The organism is Brevundimonas sp. P2_A6 (genome assembly GCF_056404975.1).
Genome location: NZ_JBFUCZ010000006.1, coordinates 12,447 through 31,583 on the forward strand (window position 1 = coordinate 12,447; position 19,137 = coordinate 31,583).

Sequence of the window (19,137 nt, forward strand, 5' to 3'; positions counted from 1 at the left end):
GCGGTCGGAGCGGCTGAACAGCCCTTCCCCCGCTTGCGGGGGAACGGCTGTCGTCATTTCCTCAGCAACCGATCCCGCGCCGCATTGACCCGGGCCGCCAGCCCCTCGGTCCCGCCCTGATCCGGATGCGCGCGTCCCATCAGCCGCCGCCACGCCGCGTTGACCTGTTCCGGGGTCGCACCGACGCCGACCCCCAGGATCGCCCGCGCCTCCGCGTCCCCGATCGCCTCGCGCCGCGCCACGACCGACCGCATCCGCGACGCCACCGTCAGCCAAAGCGCGGCCCCGACCAGCCCTGCCCCGCTGATCCAGGCCCCCTTCGACAGCGCCAGAACCCCGCCGACCAGCAGCGCGGCCGACACCAGTGTCGCCGCCACCCGCCAGTGTCCGCGTCTCGGCCCCTCGGTCTGGCGACCCAGCCGCACCAGGGCCCACACCACGATGCCCGCCAGCACGAGCCAGATCAGGCCCATGCGAACGGTCCGATCAAGCGGCCTCGAGCGCCGGCAGGCTGACGTCGTCCAGACCCAGGGCCTGCATCAGGTTGCGCATCTCCTGGCGCGCCGCGACGTGGGCCAGTGACACGGCCACCGGTCGCACCTCGTTGGACAGGTCCGCGACCGTCAGGCCGAAGGGGAACAGCTCGCGATAGATGACCCGGTCGCGCAGCCCCGGCCCGACGCGGAAACCGACGCGCTTGGACAGTTTCAGCATCCGCTCTTCCAGACGGCGACGGTTGCGCGCCTCGGCCACGGCCATGCGGTTGACGACGACGATCCAGTCGATCGCAGCGTGGCGGCCCTCCTTGATCGCGCGGTGCTTGCGGGCCTCCCAGACGCTTTCGGAGTAGGTCGAGGGCTTCAGCAGATCCAGCGTCACCGGATCGACCGTGCCCAGCATGTCGAAGTCGACGAAGCTGTCGTTCATCGGCGTGACGATCTGGTCGGCGCGGGCGTGGGCCGCGCGCGACAGGGCCGTGTCGCCGCCGGGCGTGTCGATCAGGATGACCTCGGCCCCCGACGCGACGGCCTCGTTGAAGGCCGCCTCGAACCGGGCCAGCTGTTCGGCCTCGTCCGCGCGCGCCAGGGCCTTGCCGTCGCCCAGGTCCGGCTCGACCGGCATGGGCAGGGTGACGCCGTTGGCGGCCGTCCAGGCCGCCCGGTGCGAGAAGAAATGCGACATCGACCGCTGGCGCAGATCCAGGTCCAGGATCGCGACCTTTCGGCCGGCGTGCATCAGGCCACAGACGATATGGATGGCCAGGGTGGACTTGCCCGCCCCGCCCTTTTCGTTGCCGACGACGATAACTTGCGGCTGGGTCATGACCTGATGATCCGGATGCTGGCGACCACCGACTCACTTCGCCGGTCGTCATGGCTCACCAGAATCAGGCGCGGCGCCCTATCCGTCAACGAAACGTTAAGCGACAGCTGTGGGCAGATGGCCGGGCGGCCGGATCAGCCGCGACGCAGGCACCCCAGGTCGGCCGCATCGGCCGCGCGACAGACGGCGCGCGCCGTCTCGCCGACCGTCGTCACCTTCAGCCGTGTCAGGGTTCGCCCGTCCACGCTGACGGCCTCGAATGCCGGCGTCAGCTGGGCTACGACCGGACCCGATGCACTGATCCGCGACCACGCCGCCCGTGCCGCCGCCGGGCTGGAGAAGGCCCCAAGCTGCAGGGTCTCGCGCGGTTCGGTCGCTGCGACCCGAACGGGCTCTACGGCCACAGTCCTGGTCGGTCGCATCCTCGGCATCCGGTCGGACACCTGCTGCACCACCGCATCGGTCACGGCGGGCGCAGCGGCCTCGATCGCCGCCGGGGCCGCCTGTTCCACCAGACCGCGCAGACCGGAATCGCGCGCATCCCACAGGGCATGAGGGTCCATCACCTCGACCTTCAGTGCCCCCGGGTTCGCGATCGCCGCGGCATCCACCATCGCGGGCCGAAGCCCCTCCTCGGATGAGGTTCGAACGGACGCCGACGCGCCATCCAGCGACACGCTGGCCACGGCCTGGGCCATCGATTCGAAGCGGTGCGGATCGCTCTCGACCATGCCGCACGACGACGTCGCGAGGCCGGCGAGACCGAGGAGCACTGGACGAAGCATTCTGCTGGGCGTCATAAGCCGACCCTAGCCCGGCACCTTTTGCCGTCCGGTGCATGAACACGCTTAAGTCGAAGGGTTAATCCGGTAAGCATGAGCGACAACTCTCCCTCCATGCCCATCGCGCGAACGGTCGAAGCGTTGCGCGCCATGGTCAGCGACTGGCGTCGTCGGGGCTTCACCGTGTCTTTCGTGCCGACCATGGGGGCCCTGCACGAAGGCCACCTGGCCCTGGTGCGAGAGGCTGGCCAGCGTGCCGACAAGGTCGTCGCCAGCGTTTTCGTCAATCCGACCCAGTTCGCCGCGCACGAGGACCTGGGCACCTATCCGCGCCGCGAGGCCGAGGACGCCGCCCTGCTGGCGGGGGCCGGCTGCGACCTGCTGTTCGCGCCAACGGTCACCGAGATGTATCCCGACGGGTTCGTCACCTCGGTCGCCGTAGGCGGGCCGTCGCAGGGGCTGGAGACGGACTTTCGTCCCCATTTCTTCGGCGGCGTGGCCGTGGTCGTCGCCAAGCTGCTGAACCAGGTCCAGGCCGACGTCGCCGTGTTCGGAGAGAAGGATTACCAGCAGCTGATGGTCGTCCGCCGCATGGCCCGAGACCTGGATATCCCCACCCGGATCGTCGGTGCCCCGACGGAACGGGACGGCCACGGGTTGGCCCTGTCGTCGCGAAACGCCTACCTGTCAGACCCCGAACTCGACATCGCCCGCCGACTGAACGGTATCCTGGCCGAAGCCGCGATCAAGGCCGCCGACAGACGGCCTCTAGCGGGGGTCGAGCGCGACGCCTATTCCGACATGCTGAAGGCCGGCTTCGAGCGTGTCGATTACGTCGCCGTGCGCCGCGCCGACGACCTGGCTCCTTTCGCGAACGGCGTGGTCGATGCACCGGCCCGCATCCTGGCCGCCGCGTGGCTCGGCAAGACACGGCTGATTGACAACATGGCCGTCTGAAACTGCGGCGCCTTGACGCATCAAGACCGGTGATGTTCCTTCACGCTCGGAAACCGGGGGAATCTGAAATGCTGCGATCCATTGCGTTTTGCGTTGCGGCGTCAGCGGTATTGCTCGCCGCCTGCCAGCCGACGGCGACGACCACGACGGCCGACGTCACCGACGGCCCGCGTGTCGTTGCCGCCACCGACATCGAGGCCGGTCGATACATCGTCCTGGTCGGCGGCTGTAACGACTGTCACACCCCGCAGTATGCCCAGACGGGCGGCGCGCAGCCCCCGGAAGCCGAATGGCTAAAAGGCAGTACAGAGGGCCACACCGGCCCCTGGGGCACCAGCTATGGCAAGAACCTGCGCCTGACCGTCGCCGGCATGACGGAGGACCAGTGGGTCGAGAAACTGGCCACGGGCTCCAGCCTGCCGCCCATGCCCTGGCCCAGCGTCAAGGCGATGTCCGACGCCGACAAGCGCGCGGTCTATCGCTACATCAAGTCCTTGCCCGGCGACCCGGGCCAACCGGCCCCGGCCCCGCTGCCTCCAGGGGTGACGCCTCCCGGACCGCCCGCGGTCTGATCTAGCCGATCGCGCCGACGCAGCCCTCGGCGTCGCCGGGCGTCAGAGCGGCGTCGGTCAGGGCCAGAGTCCAGCCGTGGTGGGTGTTCAGCCCCCAGCGTCGCGCGCCGCCCCCATCGCCCGCATCGCCGCCGGCCGCGACGATGACGCTGCGGCCCTTCGGCAGCGCCGCCGGATCGATCTTGCCGATGGCCAGCGACGTGGGCTGTCCGCCCGCCTGGCCGAACCCGTCGAACACGCTCAAGCTGGACCAGTCGCGGCGCAGGCCGACCCACCAGGGATCGTCGGTGTTGACCGCCAGCACCGCCACACCTCGGCCCTCAGCGGCGAAGGCCAGGGCCGCCTGGGGGTCGCGCACCATGCGGATGGCCGCGGCCATGCCGAAACGGTGGCGGGCACCGTCGAAGGCGCGGGTGGGGTCCGTCGGCGACCAGACCTGGACCTGCAACTGGCCCTGTCGCGCCAGCCCCCAGCCGACGATCTCGCGCCACAGGCCCGTGACGGCCTCAACGTTGTCGGGTTCGGCCTGGGCCAGCATGCGAGTCAGGACGGTCTGTTCGCGATCGGGGCGCAGCTTGGTGTGGGGGCCGTGGGGGGCGTCCTTGGCCTGGCCCACCTTGGCGGCGATGGCCAACCGGCGCTGAAACAGGGCCAGGATCTGGTCGTCGACGCTGTCGATCTCAGCCCGCAGGGCGGCCAGAGCCATCTGTTCAGGGGACATCTCTTCGGGGGTCACGTCAGACCAGACGGTCTGGAGGTTCGATTTCGGCATGAGATCAGGGCTTTCAACGGGGACATTTCGATGAGGGGTGCAGGGGTGCGCCGCCGCCCTGTGTCAGGGCGGTCGCCGGCGAGGCTGTCAGGAGCGGATGCCGCTCGAGGCCTCAGCCGGCGTATCGAAAGCCGTAGAAACGATAGCCGAAATAGAGGTCGGCCGCGCGCGAACGGAGCATCAGGGTCTGGGTCGAGGCGCGCAGCGGGGACATGGGTCGGTCCGGTGTTCCGGATCTTCAGTGATCCGTGAGACTTTAAGACACGCAAGGATCGTGCGCCGTCAACCCGCCTCGCGACACAGCAGAACAAAGCGCGTGCGGTTGGCGTCCGAATCCTGAAGATCGTTGCGCAGAATCGACAGGCCATAGACCTCGGCCGCAGCGACCGGTGCCAAGGCCGCGCGGGTGCGGTCGTTGCCCTCCGAAACCGCGCGCGCCGCGCCTGCGGTGTCGAAGGCCTCCACGATCTCGACCCCCAGGGCGGCCAGCTTGTCGGCGCACTGACGCAGGGCGACGGGGTGGCTGGACACGGTGCGGATCTGGCCGATCTCGACCCCGTCCAGCGCCATCAGGGCGATCTGGATGGGCCGCCAGACGTCGGCGACCTGTTCCAGGCCTGCCGATGCCACCAGGGTCGCCGCAGGTTCGACCACGCCGATGGTCGAGTTCTCGACCGGGATCAGGGCGCAGTCGCAGTCGCCGGTCTTCACCGCTTCGATCGCCTCGGCGAAGGTCTCGAACGGCACGTGGACGTCCCAGGGACGCAGCTCGACGCAGGCCTCGTGGCTGAAGGCGCCGGGCGCGCCCTGGAAGGCGGTGCGTCCGCCCCGGTCGTCACCCTCGGGGTGTCCGATGTCGGCCACGGTCATGCGGCCTGCGACTGCTTCAGCCGTCCTGACTTGAGGCGTTCCGCGACCAGGAACGCCAGTTCCAGCGCCTGATCGGCATTCAGGCGCGGATCGCAGTGGGTGTGATAGCGGCTGGACAAGTCATCCTCTGATACGGCCTGCGCGCCGCCGATGCATTCGGTGACGTTCTGGCCGGTCATCTCCAGGTGGACCCCGCCCGGGTGCACGCCCTCGGATTCGGCCACGTCGATGAAGCCCTTCACCTCGCCGAGGATCCGGTCGAACGGCCGGGTCTTGTAGCCGCTGGTGGCCATCAGGGTGTTGCCGTGCATCGGGTCGATCGACCAGATGACCTTCTTTCCCGCCGCCTTTACAGCCCGCATCAGGCCGGGCAACCGCTTGCCGACCTTGTCGTGACCGAAGCGACCGATCAGGGTCAGACGGCCAGAGGTGTTGTCCGGATTCAGGGCGTCGATCAGGGGCAGCAGGTCGTCGGCCTCCATGGTCGGGCCGCACTTCACGCCGATCGGGTTCCGGATGCCGCGCATGAACTCGACGTGGGCCCCGTCCAGCTGACGCGTGCGCTCGCCGATCCACAGCATGTGGGCCGAGGTGTCGAACCACTCGCCCGTGCCGCCGTCCAGCCGCGTCAGGGCGCTCTCGACGTTCAGCAGCAGGGCCTCGTGCGAGGTGAAGACCTCGACGCGGCTGAGGTCGGGATGGGTCTCGGGCGTGACGCCGACGGCCTCCATGAAGGCCAGGGCCTCGGCGATCTTGTCGGCCAGCTCACGGTACTGGGCCCCGATGCCGCCATCAGCGAACCCCTGGGTCCAGCGATGGATGTTGTACAGGTCCGCATAGCCGCCCCCTGCGAAGGCGCGCAGCAGGTTCAGCGTCGAGGCCGACTGGTTGTAGGCCTTCAGCAGGCGCTGGGGATCGGGCGCGCGCTCCTCTGCGGTAAAGGCCGAGCCGTTGATGTTGTCGCCGCGATAGGACGGCAGGGTCACGCCGTCGATCGTCTCCACCGCCGAGCTGCGCGGCTTGGCGAACTGGCCGGCGATGCGACCGACCTTCACCACGGGCTTGCGCCCTGCAAACGTCAGGACCACCGCCATCTGCAGCAGCAGGCGGAAGGTGTCGCGGATGTTGTCGGTCGAGAATTCCTTGAAGCTCTCGGCGCAATCGCCGCCCTGCAGCAGGAAGGCCTTGCCGGCTTCCACATCGGCCAGCTTGGCGGTCAGGGTCCGCGCCTCTCCCGCGAACACGAGCGGTGGCATGGCCCGCAGTTCGTCCTCGACCCGCTGAAGCTCGCGCGCGTCCGGATAATCCGTCGGCATGTGTACCGCAGGCTTGCTTCTCCAGCTTTCGGGGGTCCAGCGCATGGTCATGTCTTCAGAATAGGCCGTTCGCGGTTGCGAAACAACAAATCAGCCCGCGCTTGTCTCCTGTGACTGCTTGACCTTCAGCGTCACGAGTTCCTCGGCCATGGTGGGGTGGACGGCGCAGGTGGCGTCCCACTGGGCCTTGGTCAGGCCCGCCTTCACGGCGATGGCGGCCAGCTGGATCATCTCGGGAGCCTCGGGGCCGACGATGTGGACGCCGACGACGCGGTCGTTGGTCGCGTCCACCACCAGCTTCATCAGCACCCGCTCGTCCGAGCCGGTGAAGGCGTATTTCATCGGCCGGAACTTGGTCGAATAAATATCGACCGCGCCCGAACAGCTATGGCGCGCCTCCGCCTCCGACAGGCCGACGACGCCCACGGGCGGCTGGCTGAACACGGCGGTGGCGACGGCCTCGTAGTCGAAATGCTGCGGATTGTCCTTGTAGACGGTCTCGTGGAAACAGACCGCCTCGCGAATGGCGACGGGCGTCAGGTTCATCCGGTCGGTCACGTCACCGATGGCCCAGATGTTGTCGGCGGTCGTTTTCGACAGGGTGTCGACCTTGATCGCGCCCTTGTCGTTCAACTCGACCCCGGCCGTCTCCAGCCCCAGCGACTTGACGTGCGGCACGCGCCCGGTGGCGAACATGACGACGTCGGTCTCCAGCTCCATGCCGTTCTCCAGCACATTGACCAGGCCGCTCTCCGTCTTGCGGATTTCCTTGTGCTGGCAGCCCAGGATGACCTTGATGCCGCGCTTCTCGATCTCACCGGCCAGGTGCGCCCGCACGTCGTCGTCGAAACCGCGCAGGATGTTCGGGCCGCGATAGATCAGCGTCGTCTCGACCCCGAGACCGGCGAAGATCCCCGCGAACTCCACCGCGATATAGCCGCCGCCCGCGATCAGGATGCGTTTGGGCAGCTCCGGCAGGTGGAACGCCTCTTCGGAGGTGATGGCATGCTCGATGCCCGGCAGGCCCTCAGGCATCCAGGGCCGACCGCCCGTGGCGATCAGGATGCGCTCGGCCGTGACGGTCAGGTCGCCGCCGTCCTCGCCCTTGCCGGCGATGACCACCGTATGGGCGTCGCTCAGCACCGCGCGACCGTGGATCAGCTCCACCCCCGCCTTGCCCAGGTTGGCGGCATAGATGCCCGACAGCCGGGCGATCTCGACGTCCTTGGTCTCGATGAACTTCGGCCAGTCGAAGCTGGCCTCGACCGTCCAGCCATAGCCCTCCGCCGTCTCGAACTGGTGGGCGAAGTCGCTGGCCATGACCATGAACTTCTTGGGCACGCAGCCCCGGATCACGCAGGTCCCGCCGACGCGGTGCTCCTCGGCGATCGCCACCTTCTTGCCGCCCAGGGCGGTCAGCCGCGCCGCCCGCACGCCGCCCGAGCCGGCACCGATGACGAAGAGGTCGTAGTCGTAGGCGGTCATCGGAGCGTCCGAAAAAAAAATCGTCTGCACCGTGCAGACCGTGCAGACCAGAGGTCGGACGCGGCTAGGCGCTGGGGTCTCTCGAAGTAGGCGTCCAGGCGGCCTGCGACAAGGTCCGCCGCGCTGTCACGGAGGCTGCCAGCCCTGCCAAAAGTCGGGCTAAAGGAGGGCTTCGCAAGAGAACTGAAGCCGCCGCACGCCGGGAGCAGCCACTAGGCGTGGCGCAGAACATCGGGCAATCTCGCCGCATTTCGAACACATGAGTTGCCACATGCTCGATCTCGCGCCCCAAGATGCTGCCTCAACCGAGGCGTCTCAACGCCTTTCAGCTGCCGTTCCGAGCCTGGCCGCCCTGCCGAACGTCGTGATTGTCGGATATCCCGTTTCGGGCTGGTCCAGACGCAGCATCCGGGACGACATCAACGCGCTACGCCCGGATTTGAACGGCGAGAAGCATGATGCAGCCACGACTTGGCAATACCGGATTCGGTTTCGCAACGGAGCCGACGGACAGTGCCAGCCCACAACGGCGGAGGTTACGGTGGAAATCACGGTCACCATGCCAGATTTGCTGGATCCAGAGCATTTGGATCGCGACGACACACGGGCCTGGCAGAATTATATGGCGGCGTTGGAGATCCACGAAGGCAATCACGTCCGTATCGTCAACCACGGGGCCGAACGCATGCAGTCGGCCATGCGCGCCGCCCCGTCCTGCGACGCGATGCGAGTAGCGGTGCAGGAGTTCGGCGAAGGCATCACCGCAGCTTCGGAAGAGTATGATCGACGCACCCGGCACGGCGCGACGGAAGGCTTCCGCTTCTGAGCGCGTTCAGGGCAGCCGGATCTCGACGCCCGCATCGGTCCCGATGATCGCCTCGTCCGCCAGATCGAGGAACAGGCCGTGCTCGACGACGCCGGTGATCAGCTTCAGGTCGTCGGCCAGGCGGACCGGGTCGTGGATGGCCACGCATTTCGCGTCATAGATTACGTTGCCGCCGTCGGTGCGGACGACGCCCCGATCGGCCTGACGCAGGCGGGCGGGCATGGCGATGTCATGGTCGGTCAGGACGTCCATGATCCGGTTCGCCGTGGACTTGTGGCCAAAGGTCACGACCTCGATCGGCAAGGCAAAGGCCCCCAGCACCGGCACGACCTTGGCCGCGTCAGCGATGACGATGCAGCGGGTGGAAGCCTCCCATACCAGCTTTTCGCGCAGCAGGGCCGCGCCACCGCCCTTGATCAGCGCCAGCCCCGGCCCGACCTCGTCGGCCCCGTCGACGGTCAGGTCGATGCGGGACACATCCTCCAGCGTGGTCAGCGGCAGACCCAGCTCACGAGCCAGATCGGCGGTCTTCTCCGACGTCGGGACGCAGCGCAGACCTGACAGGTTGCGGGCGGCCAGCGCCTTGACGAACCAGGCGGCGGTGGACCCGGTGCCAAGGCCCACGACCATGCCCGACTCGACGCGCAGGGCGGCGGCTTCGCCGGCGAGCTGTTTCTGGTGGTCGCTCATTTCGCTTTCGCCGCCTTGATCGCCCTGGCCCGTTCGCGGAACGAAGCCCCCGCCCCCGGCATATTGACCTGACGCCCGCGCCCCAGCGCCATGGCGTCGGCCGGCACGTCCTCGGTGATGACCGAGCCCGAGCCGATCACCGCGCCTGATCCGATCGTGACCGGGGCCACCAGCGCCGAGTTCGAGCCGACGAAGGCCCCTGATCCCACCTCGGTGCGGACCTTGTTGAAGCCGTCGTAGTTGCAGAAGATCGTGCCAGCGCCGATGTTCGCGCCCGCCCCGACCGAGCCGTCGCCCAGATAGGACAGGTGATTGGCCTTGGCCCCAGCCTCCATCCGCACGTTCTTGACCTCGACGAAGTTGCCGACCCGGACGCCCTCTCCCAGCTCGGCACCGGGCCGCAGGCGGGCATAGGGCCCGACCTCGGCCCCCGTCGCCACCGTCGCCCCCTCGATGTGGCTGAAACTGCGGATGCGGGCGCGTTCGGCGACCTTCGCGCCGGGGCCGAAGATTACGAAGGGCTCGATCACCGTGCCCGCCCCGACCTGGGTGTCCCAGGCGAAATGGACCGTGTCGGGCGCGCTCATCGTCACCCCGGCGGCCAGGAAGGTCTCGCGCTGGACCTTCTGGAACAGGGCCTCGGCCGTCGCCAGTTCGGACTGGGCGTTGACCCCCATCACCGAGTCCTCGGACGCCATGACGGCCCGGGTCGGGGCACCGCGTTTCCGGGCCAGTGCGACCACGTCGGTCAGATAGTATTCGCCCTTGGCATTGGCGTTCGTGACCTGGGACAGCAGTTCGAACAGCAGGCCGACCGGCGCGGCCATGACGCCGGAGTTGCAGGTGGTCAGAGCCAGAACCTCCGCAGTCGCTTCCTTGGCTTCCGTGATGGCGGTCAGGGTGTCGCCGTCCATCACAAGACGACCGTAGGCCCCGGGATCGGCCGCCTCGAAGCCGATGACGGTGACGCCGTCGTGGGCCTCGAACACCGCCTCGATGTCGGCGGCGCGCAGCAAGGGCACGTCACCATAGGTCACGACGACCTGGCCGACGAAATCGCCGAGCACCGCCTCGGCGGCGCGGACGGCGTGGCCGGTGCCCAGCGGCGGGTCCTGGACCGCGATCGAATCCTCGCCCAGGCGCTTGACGACGTGGGCGCGGACCTCGGGTGAATGCGCCCCCACGACCACGACGATCCGCTCGCAGCCCAGGGCCTCGGCCGCGTCGATGGCGTGGTCCAGCATGGCGCGGTGGCCGACCGGGTGCAGCACCTTGGGCACCGGCGACTTCATCCGCGTGCCCTGGCCGGCGGCGAGGATGATGGCGGCTCTGGGGTGCGGGGTGGTCATGAATCGGTCCGGCGGCTAGTCAACGGCCGAGGTCTAACCCATCGGGCGGCCCGGCGGGAGAAGGCAAGATGATCGAACGCGACCTGGAAGGCTGGACCCTGGCCTTCGACCTGGACGGCACGCTGGTCGAGACGCATCAGGATCTGGTCGGCACCCTGAACCGCATGCTGGTGTCCAAGGGCCTGCCGCCCGCGCCGATGGAGGGGGCGCGCGACCTGATCGGCGGCGGGGCGCGGGCGCTGCTGGAGCACGGCTTCACCCTGGCCGGCGCGCCGCTGGAACAGGCGCGCGACCCGGCGCTGTTCGACGCCTTCATCGCCGATTACATCGATCACATCGCCGACGAGTCCGCCCCGTTCGACGGCGTGGTCGAGACGCTGGAGACGCTGTCGGCGCGCGGCGCGACCCTGGTGGTCGTGACCAACAAGCGCAGCGACCTGTCGGAACTGTTGCTCGGCAAGATCGACCTGACCCGCCACTTCGCCGCCATCGTCGGCCCGGACCGGGTCAGCGAGAGAAAGCCCTCGGGCGCGCACCTGATCGAGGCCATCAAGGCGGTCGGCGGCGACCCGGCCCGCGCGATCATGGTCGGCGACGCGGCACCGGACGCGGGCACGGCGAAGGACGCGGGCATTCCCTGTGTGCTGGTCAGCTTCGGCTACACCCCCATCCCGGTCGAGGACCTGGGCGGCGACATCATCATCGACGCTTTTGAAGACGTGGAGGAGGCCGTCGATATGATCGTGGTCGACCACTATGTGAACAAGGCGATGTTTGGCGGCTGAGGCATGGACGACGAAGACGGCGACGCCAGCGATCTGCGCCGCCGGACCTTTCTGGAACGCCACGACTGGATCCCGTGGATCCTGGGCACCGCCATCGTCTGCGGGCTGGCGGGCTTCTTCTTCGGACGATGAGGCCGGCTGAAGCCAGTGCCAGCAAATCTGCGCACGGACTGCCACCCTGACGGTTGCGATCCGCCCCGGCGACGCCGATGTTGCGGTTCCTCCCCGGAAAGTCCGCCTTCATGCTCGCCAGATTCTTCGCCGTCCCCCTGTGGCAACGCACCGCCGCAGGTTTCGCGCTCGGCATCGTCGCGGGGCTGATCCTGCGCGAGCGGGCCGAGGTCTGGCTGCAGCCGATCGGCGACGTCTATCTGAACCTGATCCGCATGGTGGTGGCACCGCTGGTGCTGTTCACCATCGCCTCCTCGATCGCCAAGCTGGGCGAGGGCGCGGGCGCGATCCGGCTGGGGGCGCGCACCGTGATGTGGTTCGCCATCACGTCCCTGCTGGCCGTGCTGGTCGGGTTCGCGTTCGGCCACATCATCAATCCCGGTCTGGGCCTGTCGAACCTGCCGCTGGGCGAGGTCAAGGACCGGGTCATCCCGACGCCACTGGACGTCCTGATCGGCATCGTCCCGACCAATCCCTTCGCGGCGCTCAGCGAAGGCAAGGTGCTCCAGATCATCTTCTTCTCAGCCCTGGTCGGGGCGGCGCTGGTGGCACTGGGCGATCGGGCGCAGACGGCGCGACGTTTCGTCGACGAGGGCGCGGCCATCATCTTCCGCATCACCCGCTGGGTGATCCAGCTGACGCCCTTTGGCGTGTTCGGCCTGATCGGCTCGGTCGTCGGTGGCTATGGCTGGGAGGCGCTGCTGCCGCTGGGCAAGTTCATCCTGGCCATCTATGCGGCCTGCCTGTTCCACATCCTGATCGTCTATTCGGGGCTGCTGAAGCTTCACGGGCTGAAGGCGACCAGCTTCTTCCGAGGCGCGTTCGCGGCGCAACAGACGGCCTTCGCCACATCGTCGTCGCTGGGCACTCTGCCGATCACCCTGCGTCAGACGGTCGAGCGTCTCGGCGTGCCGCAGGCCTATGCGGCCTTCGCCGTGCCGCTGGGGGCCAATGTGAAGATGGACGGCTGCGGCGCCATCTATCCGGCCATCGCCTCGATCTTCATCGCCCAGTATTTCTCCATCGACCTGACGATCACCCAGTATGTCCTAATCGGCCTGACGGCGGTGCTGGGGTCCCTCGGGACGGCGGGGGTGCCCGGCACCAGCATCGTCATGCTGACCCTGACCCTGTCCACGGCGGGCCTTCCGCTGGAAGGCATCGGCTATATCGTCGCCATCGACCGGATCATCGACATGATACGCACCGCCACCAACGTCACCGGCCAGATGCTGGTCCCGGTGCTTGTCGCCAAGGAAGAGGGCATCCTGAACCAGGGCATCTACGACGGTCACGTCGCCTGGCTGCCCGGCGATCCGGAGGCGGAGACGCCCGAGACCGTGGTCGCGGCCGGTATCTGATCCTCTTGCCACCTGCCGGGGAGCGGGCTATGTCCCCGCCTCCCCGTTAAGCGGGGCCCGAGATGGATGCTTAGCTCAGCGGGAGAGCACCTCGTTCACACCGAGGGGGTCGCAGGTTCAATCCCTGCAGCATCCACCATTCTTCTCCGCTATCAAGACAACCACGTCTGAGCAGAGGACCACCGTATGATTCATGAAATCGCCGAGATCGAGGTCATCCCGGGTCACGAAGCCGAGTTCGAGGCGGCTGTGGCCGAGGCGGCGGCGCGCTTTCGGGGCGCGCAAGGATGCCGCAGTCTGGCGCTGAACCGCTCGGTCGAGCGTCCGCAGACCTACCGGCTGGTCGTCGGCTGGGACACGATCGAGGACCACATGGTACACTTCCGCGAGAGCGAGGCGTTTCAGGTCTGGCGCGGTCTGGTCGGGCCGCATTTCTCCAGCCCACCGCGCGTCGAACACGTCGAGACGGTGCTGGAGGCCTTCAGCCAGTGACCCTGACCTTTCCGTCCGCCCCGCCGGTTCTGGCCCGCACCACGACCGGCGAAGACTTTCCGGTGCGCCGCCTGTTCTGCATCGGTCAGAACTATGCCGCCCACGCGGCTGAAATGGGCGCGAGCCCGGATCGCAAGCCGCCCTTTTTCTTCACCGCCTGGGCCGAGACGGTGGTCCCGGATGGGGCCGTGATCGCCTATCCGCCCATGACGGCCAACTACCACCATGAGGTCGAGCTGGTCGTCGCCATCGGCGCGCCCGGCCGCGACGTCGACGCCACCGATGCCCTGTCCCTGGTCTATGGCTACGCCGTCGGTCTGGACATGACGCGGCGCGATCTTCAGGCCGCCGCCAAGGAGGCCGGTCGTCCTTGGGACACCGCCAAGAACGTGGAGGCCTCCAAGCCGCTGGGGCCGATCCACCCGGCCGCCGGGTTCGACCCGTCGGCGGGGTCGATCACCCTGAGCGTCAACGGCCAGCCACGGCAGTCGGGGGACCTGTCGGACCAGATCTGGTCGGTGCCGGAGATCATCGCCCATGTGTCCAAATTCTATCGGCTTGAGCCGGGCGACCTGATCTACACGGGCACGCCCGCCGGGGTGGGGCCGGTCGTCCCCGGGGACACCCTGGTCGGAGCGATCGAGGGCCTCGGCACCCTTACCGTCACCGTCGGCCCGGCCGCGCACTGAGGACCCGATCATGATCCTGCACGGCTATTTCCGATCCTCGGCCGCCTGGCGGGTCCGCATCGCGCTGCACCTGAAGGGTCGGTCGGTCGAGACCCGGTTCCAGCATCTGGGCAAGGGCGAGCAGCTGTCGCCCGACTACAAGGCGGTGAACCCGCAAGGGCTGATCCCCAGCCTGATCCTGGACGACGGCACCGTGCTGACCCAGTCGCTGGCCATCTGCGAATACCTGGACGAGGCATACCCCGAACCGCCCCTGTTGCCCTCCGATCCCCTCGGCCGAGCCGGCGTCCGGGCCTTCGCCCAGGTCATCGCATGCGATATTCACCCGGTGCAGAACCTGCGCGTGCTCAAGGCGCTTCAGGCACGCGGCCAGACCCAGGACGACACCCGGGGCTGGGCGCGCGAGGTCATCTCCGGCGGCTTCGATGCGCTGGAAACCCTGGTTGCCGATCAGGTCGGACACTTCGCGTTCGGGGATGCCCCGTCCCTGGCCGACGTCTGCCTGGTACCCCAAATGGCCAATGCGCGCCGATTTGGCGTCGACCTGCGGTGGCCGCGCCTGTCAGCCATAGAGGCCGCCTGCCTGGCCCTGCCCGCCTTTGCGGAGACCCATCCGGACCGCCAGCCGGATGCGGAATAGGGTCGCCCCATGAAGGTCGTCATCGTCGGGGCCGGTCACGCGGGCGGGTCGGCCGCCGCCCTTCTGAAAGCCTCCGCCTTCGAGGGGGAAATCCTGCTGCTGGGTGAGGAACCCGCGCCCCCCTATCAGCGCCCGCCCCTGTCAAAGGCCTGGTTGAAGGGCGAGACGGACCTGGACTCCCTGCTCCTGCGGCCGGAGACCTATTACGCCGAACAGGGGATCACCCTGCGCACCGGCGTGGTCGTCATCGGCATCGCGCCGGCCGAGCGGACGGTCACCCTGGCCGATGGCACCGTCGAAGCCTACGACGCCCTGATCCTGGCCACCGGGTCCACCGGCCGCCGCCTGCCGATCCCCGGCGCGGACCGGCCCCATCTGATCGAACTGCGCACCCTGGCCGATGCCGAACGGCTGAAGGATCAGCTCGGCCCCGGGCGTCGTCTGGTCATCGTCGGCGGCGGCTATGTCGGGCTTGAGGCGGCGGCGTCGGCCCGTTCGCTGGGGGCCGAGGTCGTGCTGCTGGAACGGCTGGACCGGGTGCTGAAGCGCGTAGCGTCCGAGCCGCTGTCCGCCTTCTTCACCGAACGCCACCGCGCAGAGGGCGTCGATGTCCGCCTGAACGTCGAGGTGGCCGGGTTCGAGGCCGACGGCGTGCGGCTGGCGGACGGCAGTCTGGTCGAGGCCGATGTGATCCTGGTGGGTGTCGGGGCGCTGGCCAACGACAGTCTGGCGCGCACGGCGGGGCTGGCCTGCGACCCGGCCGGGTCCGGCGGGATCGTGGTGGATGATGTGGCCCGCACCTCCGACCCGCACATCTATGCCATCGGCGACGTGACCGTCCGGCCCGTCCCCGTCCACGGACTGACCCTTCGGCTGGAGAGCGTGCCCAATGCGCTGGAACAGGCCCGCCAGGCCGCCCACGCCATCGTCGGCCGGGCCCAGGCGGCACCCGAGGTGCCCTGGTTCTGGTCCGATCAGTACGACCTTAAGCTTCAGATCGCCGGGCTGCCGAATGAGGCCGATCGCACGATCGTCCGGGGCGATCCCGCGACCGGCCGGTTCGCCGTCTTCCACCTGTGCGGCGACCGCATCGTCTGTGTCGAGGCCGTCAATGCCCCACCCGAGTTCATGGCCGGAAAACAACTGATCGGACGGCGCACGCCGGTCGATGTGAGCAAGGTCACCGACCTCGCCATCTCCATGAAGGCCGTCGGCATCGATAGCGGGTCGACGAGCTAGACGTCGCCGTCCCAGGCCGCTCGTGCACGGGCCTTTTCCTCGGTAGGGACATCGGGCGCGCCGTCGTCGTCCTCATCGGTGAAATGAACGGGATTGTTGCGACTTGTCGAAAAGCGGGATCCGAAGGCCCACAGCGCGATCATCACGGCCAGAACCGCGAGCACGCCCAGAACCTTCATGATGTTCAGATCACCCATTGGCCCTCAACGTCGGTCACGTCTTGGGTGTTCCGCTTCACGCCGTTCGACCCGACGATGACCTTCCCTACAGCCCGCCGCGGTTGGATCCGTTCGAAGCCAGCCGCACGACGATGTCGTCGACCTGCACCCCGCCCCGGTCGATGACCAGGTTCTGGTAGTTGCGCTGGCCTTCCATGGTCTCGGACTCCACGCCCTGGACCTCGGCCACGAACTGGGCGCGCAGATAGGTGGCAAGTTCGCCCGCCGTGACCGCGCCGTCGCCGTCACCGTCGCCCTCGCCCGCCAGACCCGCCCGCAGGAAGTGCGACAGGTATCCGCCGGCCTCGAACTTGTCGGCCACCGCGCTGGTCAGATCCTCTTCGGAGCTGAACAGGCCCATCACGCCCGGCCGATCCACGACGTTGCGCGCAAAGCCGCCCGAAAAGCAGCTGTCCAGCACCAGCAGGGACAGCCGGGCATTCACGCTGTCGAACAGCGACGCCATCTCCGTGTCCGACAGTTCACCGTCGCGCAGCACGATGCTCTCGCGTCGGCCGTCCGGCTCCAGCGCGGACGGGGCGATCTCGGTCTGATCACCATGTCCCGAGAAGAAGAACAGGAACATGTCGTTGGGCCCGGCCTGGCGCGCCACGTTCTGGAAGGCACGCCGCACCCCGCCCATGGTCGCCTCGGCATTGGTCAGGACCACGCTGGAGGCGTTCAGAACGCCTTCGCGCTGAAGGGTCTCGGACAGCTTCTCGGCATCCTCGTCGGTGTAGGGAAGGTTGTTGGCCTCGTCGCCGTAATCGGAGATGCCGACCATGATGGCGAACACCCTCGCCCCGCCCTGCACCGCCGCCTGGCGCTGAGATCCCTGGCTAGGGACCACGGCGAAGCGATAGGATCCGGTCTCGCCGGGTTCATAGCTGGTCACCGCGACCGTGTATTCACCGTCTTCGGACAGGACGGTGTCGAGGCGGCTGTTGGTGCCGTCCTCGCCGTCGTCGTTCTCCAGCTGCTCGCCCGACGGCGTGGTCAGCAGGATATAGGCGTCGAAGGCCGAGGACGTGAGTTCCGCCGCCACCCGCTGGCCGCGCTGCCCCCGGAAGGTGAAGGTGTCGACGTATTCGCCCGAGTCCAGCTGATCGTCGCCGGACTGCAGGCTGCCGCCCACGGTGTCACCGATGCGGATCGTGCCGCCGGCCACGTCCTGACGGCCGCGATCGTTCTCGACGTAGCTGTCCTGCTGCGGCCGTCCAGCCTGCTGGCGGCCCGTGGCCGGGACGACGCTGAGGCGATAGTCGCCGGCCTCTCCGGCCTCATAGCTGGTGGCGGTGATCCGGTATTCGCCGTCGGCGGGCAGGGTCACAAACAGACGGCTGTTCAGGCCGTCGCCTTCGCTGTCATCATCGTTGAACTCCGACAGGCCGCCCGGTCCCTCGATGGCGATATAGGGGTCGAAGCCGTTCCCGGTCAGCCGCAGGTCCAGCTGCTGACCCCGGCGTCCGCGCACGGTGTAGGTGTCGATGTATTCGCCCGAATCCAGCTGGCGGTCGCCGCGCCCCAGCGATCCGTTGACCGTCTGGCCGATCGTGATCGCGCCCTGCACCGGACGGGAGGGCGGCGTGTAGGCCCCCTGCTGTGGGCGTCCGCCGCCGCTCGAACCGCGACCGCCCTCCTCCAGCGCGATCTGGTATCGGCCGGTCTCGCCGCTCTCGAAACTCGTGGCCGAGACGTTCACGGTGCCGTCGGCGGGGGCGGTGAAGGTGATGCGGCTGTTTCGGGTGCCGCGCTGGCCGGTGTCGTCGTCGTTGTCTTCCGACAGCCCGCCCGGTCCGCGCAGGATCAGATAGGGGTCGAAGTCGCTGGCGTTCAGGCTGACGCTGTAGGACTGGCCCCGTCGCACAGGGAAGCTCCAGGCATCGGCGAACTCTCCGGTCGACAGGGTCCGGTCGCCCGACGCCAGCGCGCCACTGGCCGGACGGTCGGCCGACAGCGTGCCCCCGCCGGAGTTGCCGCCGGCGTTCCCGCCGCCGTTGCCGCCCCGCGGGCCATTTCCGCCCCCGGCCCCCAGGCTGAGCGAATAACGACCGCTCTCGCCCGATTCATAGCTGGTGGCAGTGATCCGGTAGGTGCCGTCGACCGGCAGCCGCACGTCCAGCATGGAGTTGGTGCCGTCGTCGCCACCGTCGTCGTTGTCCTCCTCGAAGTCGCCCGGCCCGCGCACCATCAGATAGGTGTCGAAGTCGTCCGAGCGCATGGTCACCGACAGCGGCTGACCCGCGCGGCCCTGAACCTCGTAGACATCGATGAACTCGCCCGAATCCAGCTGGTCGTCCCCGCGCGCCAGCTCGCCCTGCACCTGCCCGCCCGGCCGCAGCTGGGTCTGAGCCCAGACCGGCCCGGTCAGCAACGGACCGCCCGCCAGGGTGACCGAAAGGACCGTCGAAAACAGCAGCTTGCGCATAGAGATTCCCCCGAATACCGGCGGCACACTGCCCCCAAGCGTCGCCGCTGTCATCCCGTCGCGTAACCCCGGTCAGATTTCGACATCTTTCGGCCACCACCACCATTCGGCCTTGATCGGGGAGCATAGGCCGCGCCCTCCCAAAACGACCTGCAGCCTCGCCATTCCAGGC

At 68.2% G+C, this 19,137-nt stretch carries 21 protein-coding genes and 1 tRNA gene; 11 read left to right on the top strand and 11 right to left on the bottom strand.

The annotated features are described in order from the left end of the window. Positions 1-53 precede the first annotated feature (53 nt). From AC1DW4_RS13120 to AC1DW4_RS13130, 3 genes are all read right to left on the bottom strand, one after another. The gene (locus tag AC1DW4_RS13120; protein ID WP_477017714.1) at positions 54-473 is read right to left on the bottom strand and encodes a J domain-containing protein; all 420 of its coding nucleotides are present in this window, start codon (positions 471-473) and stop codon (positions 54-56) included. Between the two features lie 13 nt (positions 474-486). Then, positions 487-1,323: a division plane positioning ATPase MipZ gene (locus AC1DW4_RS13125; protein WP_477017715.1), complete on the bottom strand. Its 837-nt coding sequence runs from the start codon at positions 1,321-1,323 to the stop codon at positions 487-489. A 134-nt stretch (positions 1,324-1,457) separates the two neighbouring features. Beyond that, entirely contained in the window at positions 1,458-2,108 is a 651-nt protein-coding gene (locus AC1DW4_RS13130) for an SPOR domain-containing protein (RefSeq protein WP_477017716.1), read from the bottom strand. Between the two features lie 90 nt (positions 2,109-2,198). Here AC1DW4_RS13130 and panC point away from each other — a divergent pair, with 90 nt between their 5' ends. Beyond that, positions 2,199-3,062: a pantoate--beta-alanine ligase gene (panC, locus tag AC1DW4_RS13135; RefSeq protein ID WP_477017717.1), complete on the top strand. Its 864-nt coding sequence runs from the start codon at positions 2,199-2,201 to the stop codon at positions 3,060-3,062. Positions 3,063-3,130: 68 nt separating this feature from the next. After that, on the top strand, positions 3,131-3,634 hold the full coding sequence (locus AC1DW4_RS13140) for a c-type cytochrome (protein ID WP_477017718.1): 504 nt from the start codon (positions 3,131-3,133) through the stop codon (positions 3,632-3,634). 1 nt (position 3,635) lies between these two features. Here the strand turns inward: AC1DW4_RS13140 and AC1DW4_RS13145 are convergent, their stop codons facing one another. The 4 genes from AC1DW4_RS13145 to gor form a co-directional block, all read right to left on the bottom strand. Continuing rightward, positions 3,636-4,406 (bottom strand): chorismate mutase, encoded by a 771-nt coding sequence (locus tag AC1DW4_RS13145; protein ID WP_477017719.1) that lies wholly within the window; start codon positions 4,404-4,406, stop codon positions 3,636-3,638. A gap of 282 nt (positions 4,407-4,688) precedes the next feature. Continuing rightward, complete coding sequence (locus AC1DW4_RS13150; protein ID WP_477017720.1) at positions 4,689-5,276, bottom strand: prephenate dehydratase domain-containing protein; 588 nt, start codon at positions 5,274-5,276, stop codon at positions 4,689-4,691. Continuing rightward, entirely contained in the window at positions 5,273-6,643 is a 1,371-nt protein-coding gene (locus AC1DW4_RS13155; RefSeq protein ID WP_477017721.1) for a class II 3-deoxy-7-phosphoheptulonate synthase, read from the bottom strand. The genes AC1DW4_RS13150 and AC1DW4_RS13155 overlap by 4 nt, the downstream gene beginning before the upstream one ends. Before the next feature lie 39 nt (positions 6,644-6,682). Then, positions 6,683-8,077: a glutathione-disulfide reductase gene (gene gor / locus AC1DW4_RS13160; RefSeq protein ID WP_477017722.1), complete on the bottom strand. Its 1,395-nt coding sequence runs from the start codon at positions 8,075-8,077 to the stop codon at positions 6,683-6,685. 271 nt (positions 8,078-8,348) lie between these two features. Here gor and AC1DW4_RS13165 point away from each other — a divergent pair, with 271 nt between their 5' ends. Continuing rightward, positions 8,349-8,903, top strand: coding sequence for a DUF922 domain-containing protein (locus AC1DW4_RS13165; RefSeq protein WP_477017723.1), 555 nt, complete (start codon positions 8,349-8,351; stop codon positions 8,901-8,903). 6 nt (positions 8,904-8,909) lie between these two features. On the opposite strand, the gene rpiA is transcribed toward AC1DW4_RS13165, so the two are convergent. Both rpiA and glmU read right to left on the bottom strand, forming a co-directional pair. Next, a complete protein-coding gene (gene rpiA / locus AC1DW4_RS13170; protein ID WP_477017724.1) occupies positions 8,910-9,593 on the bottom strand; it encodes a ribose-5-phosphate isomerase RpiA in 684 nt (227 codons plus the stop codon). After that, positions 9,590-10,942, bottom strand: coding sequence for a bifunctional UDP-N-acetylglucosamine diphosphorylase/glucosamine-1-phosphate N-acetyltransferase GlmU (glmU, locus tag AC1DW4_RS13175; RefSeq protein WP_477017725.1), 1,353 nt, complete (start codon positions 10,940-10,942; stop codon positions 9,590-9,592). The genes rpiA and glmU overlap by 4 nt, the downstream gene beginning before the upstream one ends. A gap of 68 nt (positions 10,943-11,010) precedes the next feature. On the opposite strand from glmU, the gene AC1DW4_RS13180 reads away from it, so the two are divergent. The 8 genes from AC1DW4_RS13180 (at position 11,011) to AC1DW4_RS13215 (ending at position 16,319) form a co-directional block, all read left to right on the top strand. Continuing rightward, the gene (locus tag AC1DW4_RS13180) at positions 11,011-11,727 is read left to right on the top strand and encodes an HAD-IA family hydrolase (RefSeq protein WP_477017726.1); all 717 of its coding nucleotides are present in this window, start codon (positions 11,011-11,013) and stop codon (positions 11,725-11,727) included. Between the two features lie 3 nt (positions 11,728-11,730). Beyond that, entirely contained in the window at positions 11,731-11,859 is a 129-nt protein-coding gene (locus tag AC1DW4_RS13185) for a hypothetical protein (RefSeq protein ID WP_477017727.1), read from the top strand. Positions 11,860-11,969: 110 nt separating this feature from the next. After that, positions 11,970-13,259 (top strand): dicarboxylate/amino acid:cation symporter, encoded by a 1,290-nt coding sequence (locus AC1DW4_RS13190; protein ID WP_477017728.1) that lies wholly within the window; start codon positions 11,970-11,972, stop codon positions 13,257-13,259. A 64-nt stretch (positions 13,260-13,323) separates the two neighbouring features. Then, a tRNA-Val gene (locus tag AC1DW4_RS13195) sits at positions 13,324-13,398 on the top strand. 47 nt (positions 13,399-13,445) lie between these two features. Beyond that, entirely contained in the window at positions 13,446-13,751 is a 306-nt protein-coding gene (locus AC1DW4_RS13200; RefSeq protein WP_477017729.1) for a putative quinol monooxygenase, read from the top strand. Continuing rightward, positions 13,748-14,440 (top strand): fumarylacetoacetate hydrolase family protein, encoded by a 693-nt coding sequence (locus AC1DW4_RS13205; RefSeq protein ID WP_477017730.1) that lies wholly within the window; start codon positions 13,748-13,750, stop codon positions 14,438-14,440. The genes AC1DW4_RS13200 and AC1DW4_RS13205 overlap by 4 nt, the downstream gene beginning before the upstream one ends. 10 nt (positions 14,441-14,450) lie before the next feature. After that, entirely contained in the window at positions 14,451-15,080 is a 630-nt protein-coding gene (gene maiA, locus AC1DW4_RS13210) for a maleylacetoacetate isomerase (protein WP_477017731.1), read from the top strand. A 9-nt stretch (positions 15,081-15,089) separates the two neighbouring features. Continuing rightward, positions 15,090-16,319: an NAD(P)/FAD-dependent oxidoreductase gene (locus AC1DW4_RS13215; RefSeq protein ID WP_477017732.1), complete on the top strand. Its 1,230-nt coding sequence runs from the start codon at positions 15,090-15,092 to the stop codon at positions 16,317-16,319. On the opposite strand, the gene AC1DW4_RS13220 is transcribed toward AC1DW4_RS13215, so the two are convergent. Together AC1DW4_RS13220 and AC1DW4_RS13225 are read right to left on the bottom strand one after the other, a co-directional pair. Further along, entirely contained in the window at positions 16,316-16,516 is a 201-nt protein-coding gene (locus tag AC1DW4_RS13220; RefSeq protein ID WP_477017733.1) for a hypothetical protein, read from the bottom strand. The genes AC1DW4_RS13215 and AC1DW4_RS13220 overlap by 4 nt on opposite strands. Positions 16,517-16,583: 67 nt before the next feature. Further along, positions 16,584-18,965 (bottom strand): pre-peptidase C-terminal domain-containing protein, encoded by a 2,382-nt coding sequence (locus AC1DW4_RS13225; RefSeq protein ID WP_477017734.1) that lies wholly within the window; start codon positions 18,963-18,965, stop codon positions 16,584-16,586. Positions 18,966-19,137: the final 172 nt, after the last annotated feature.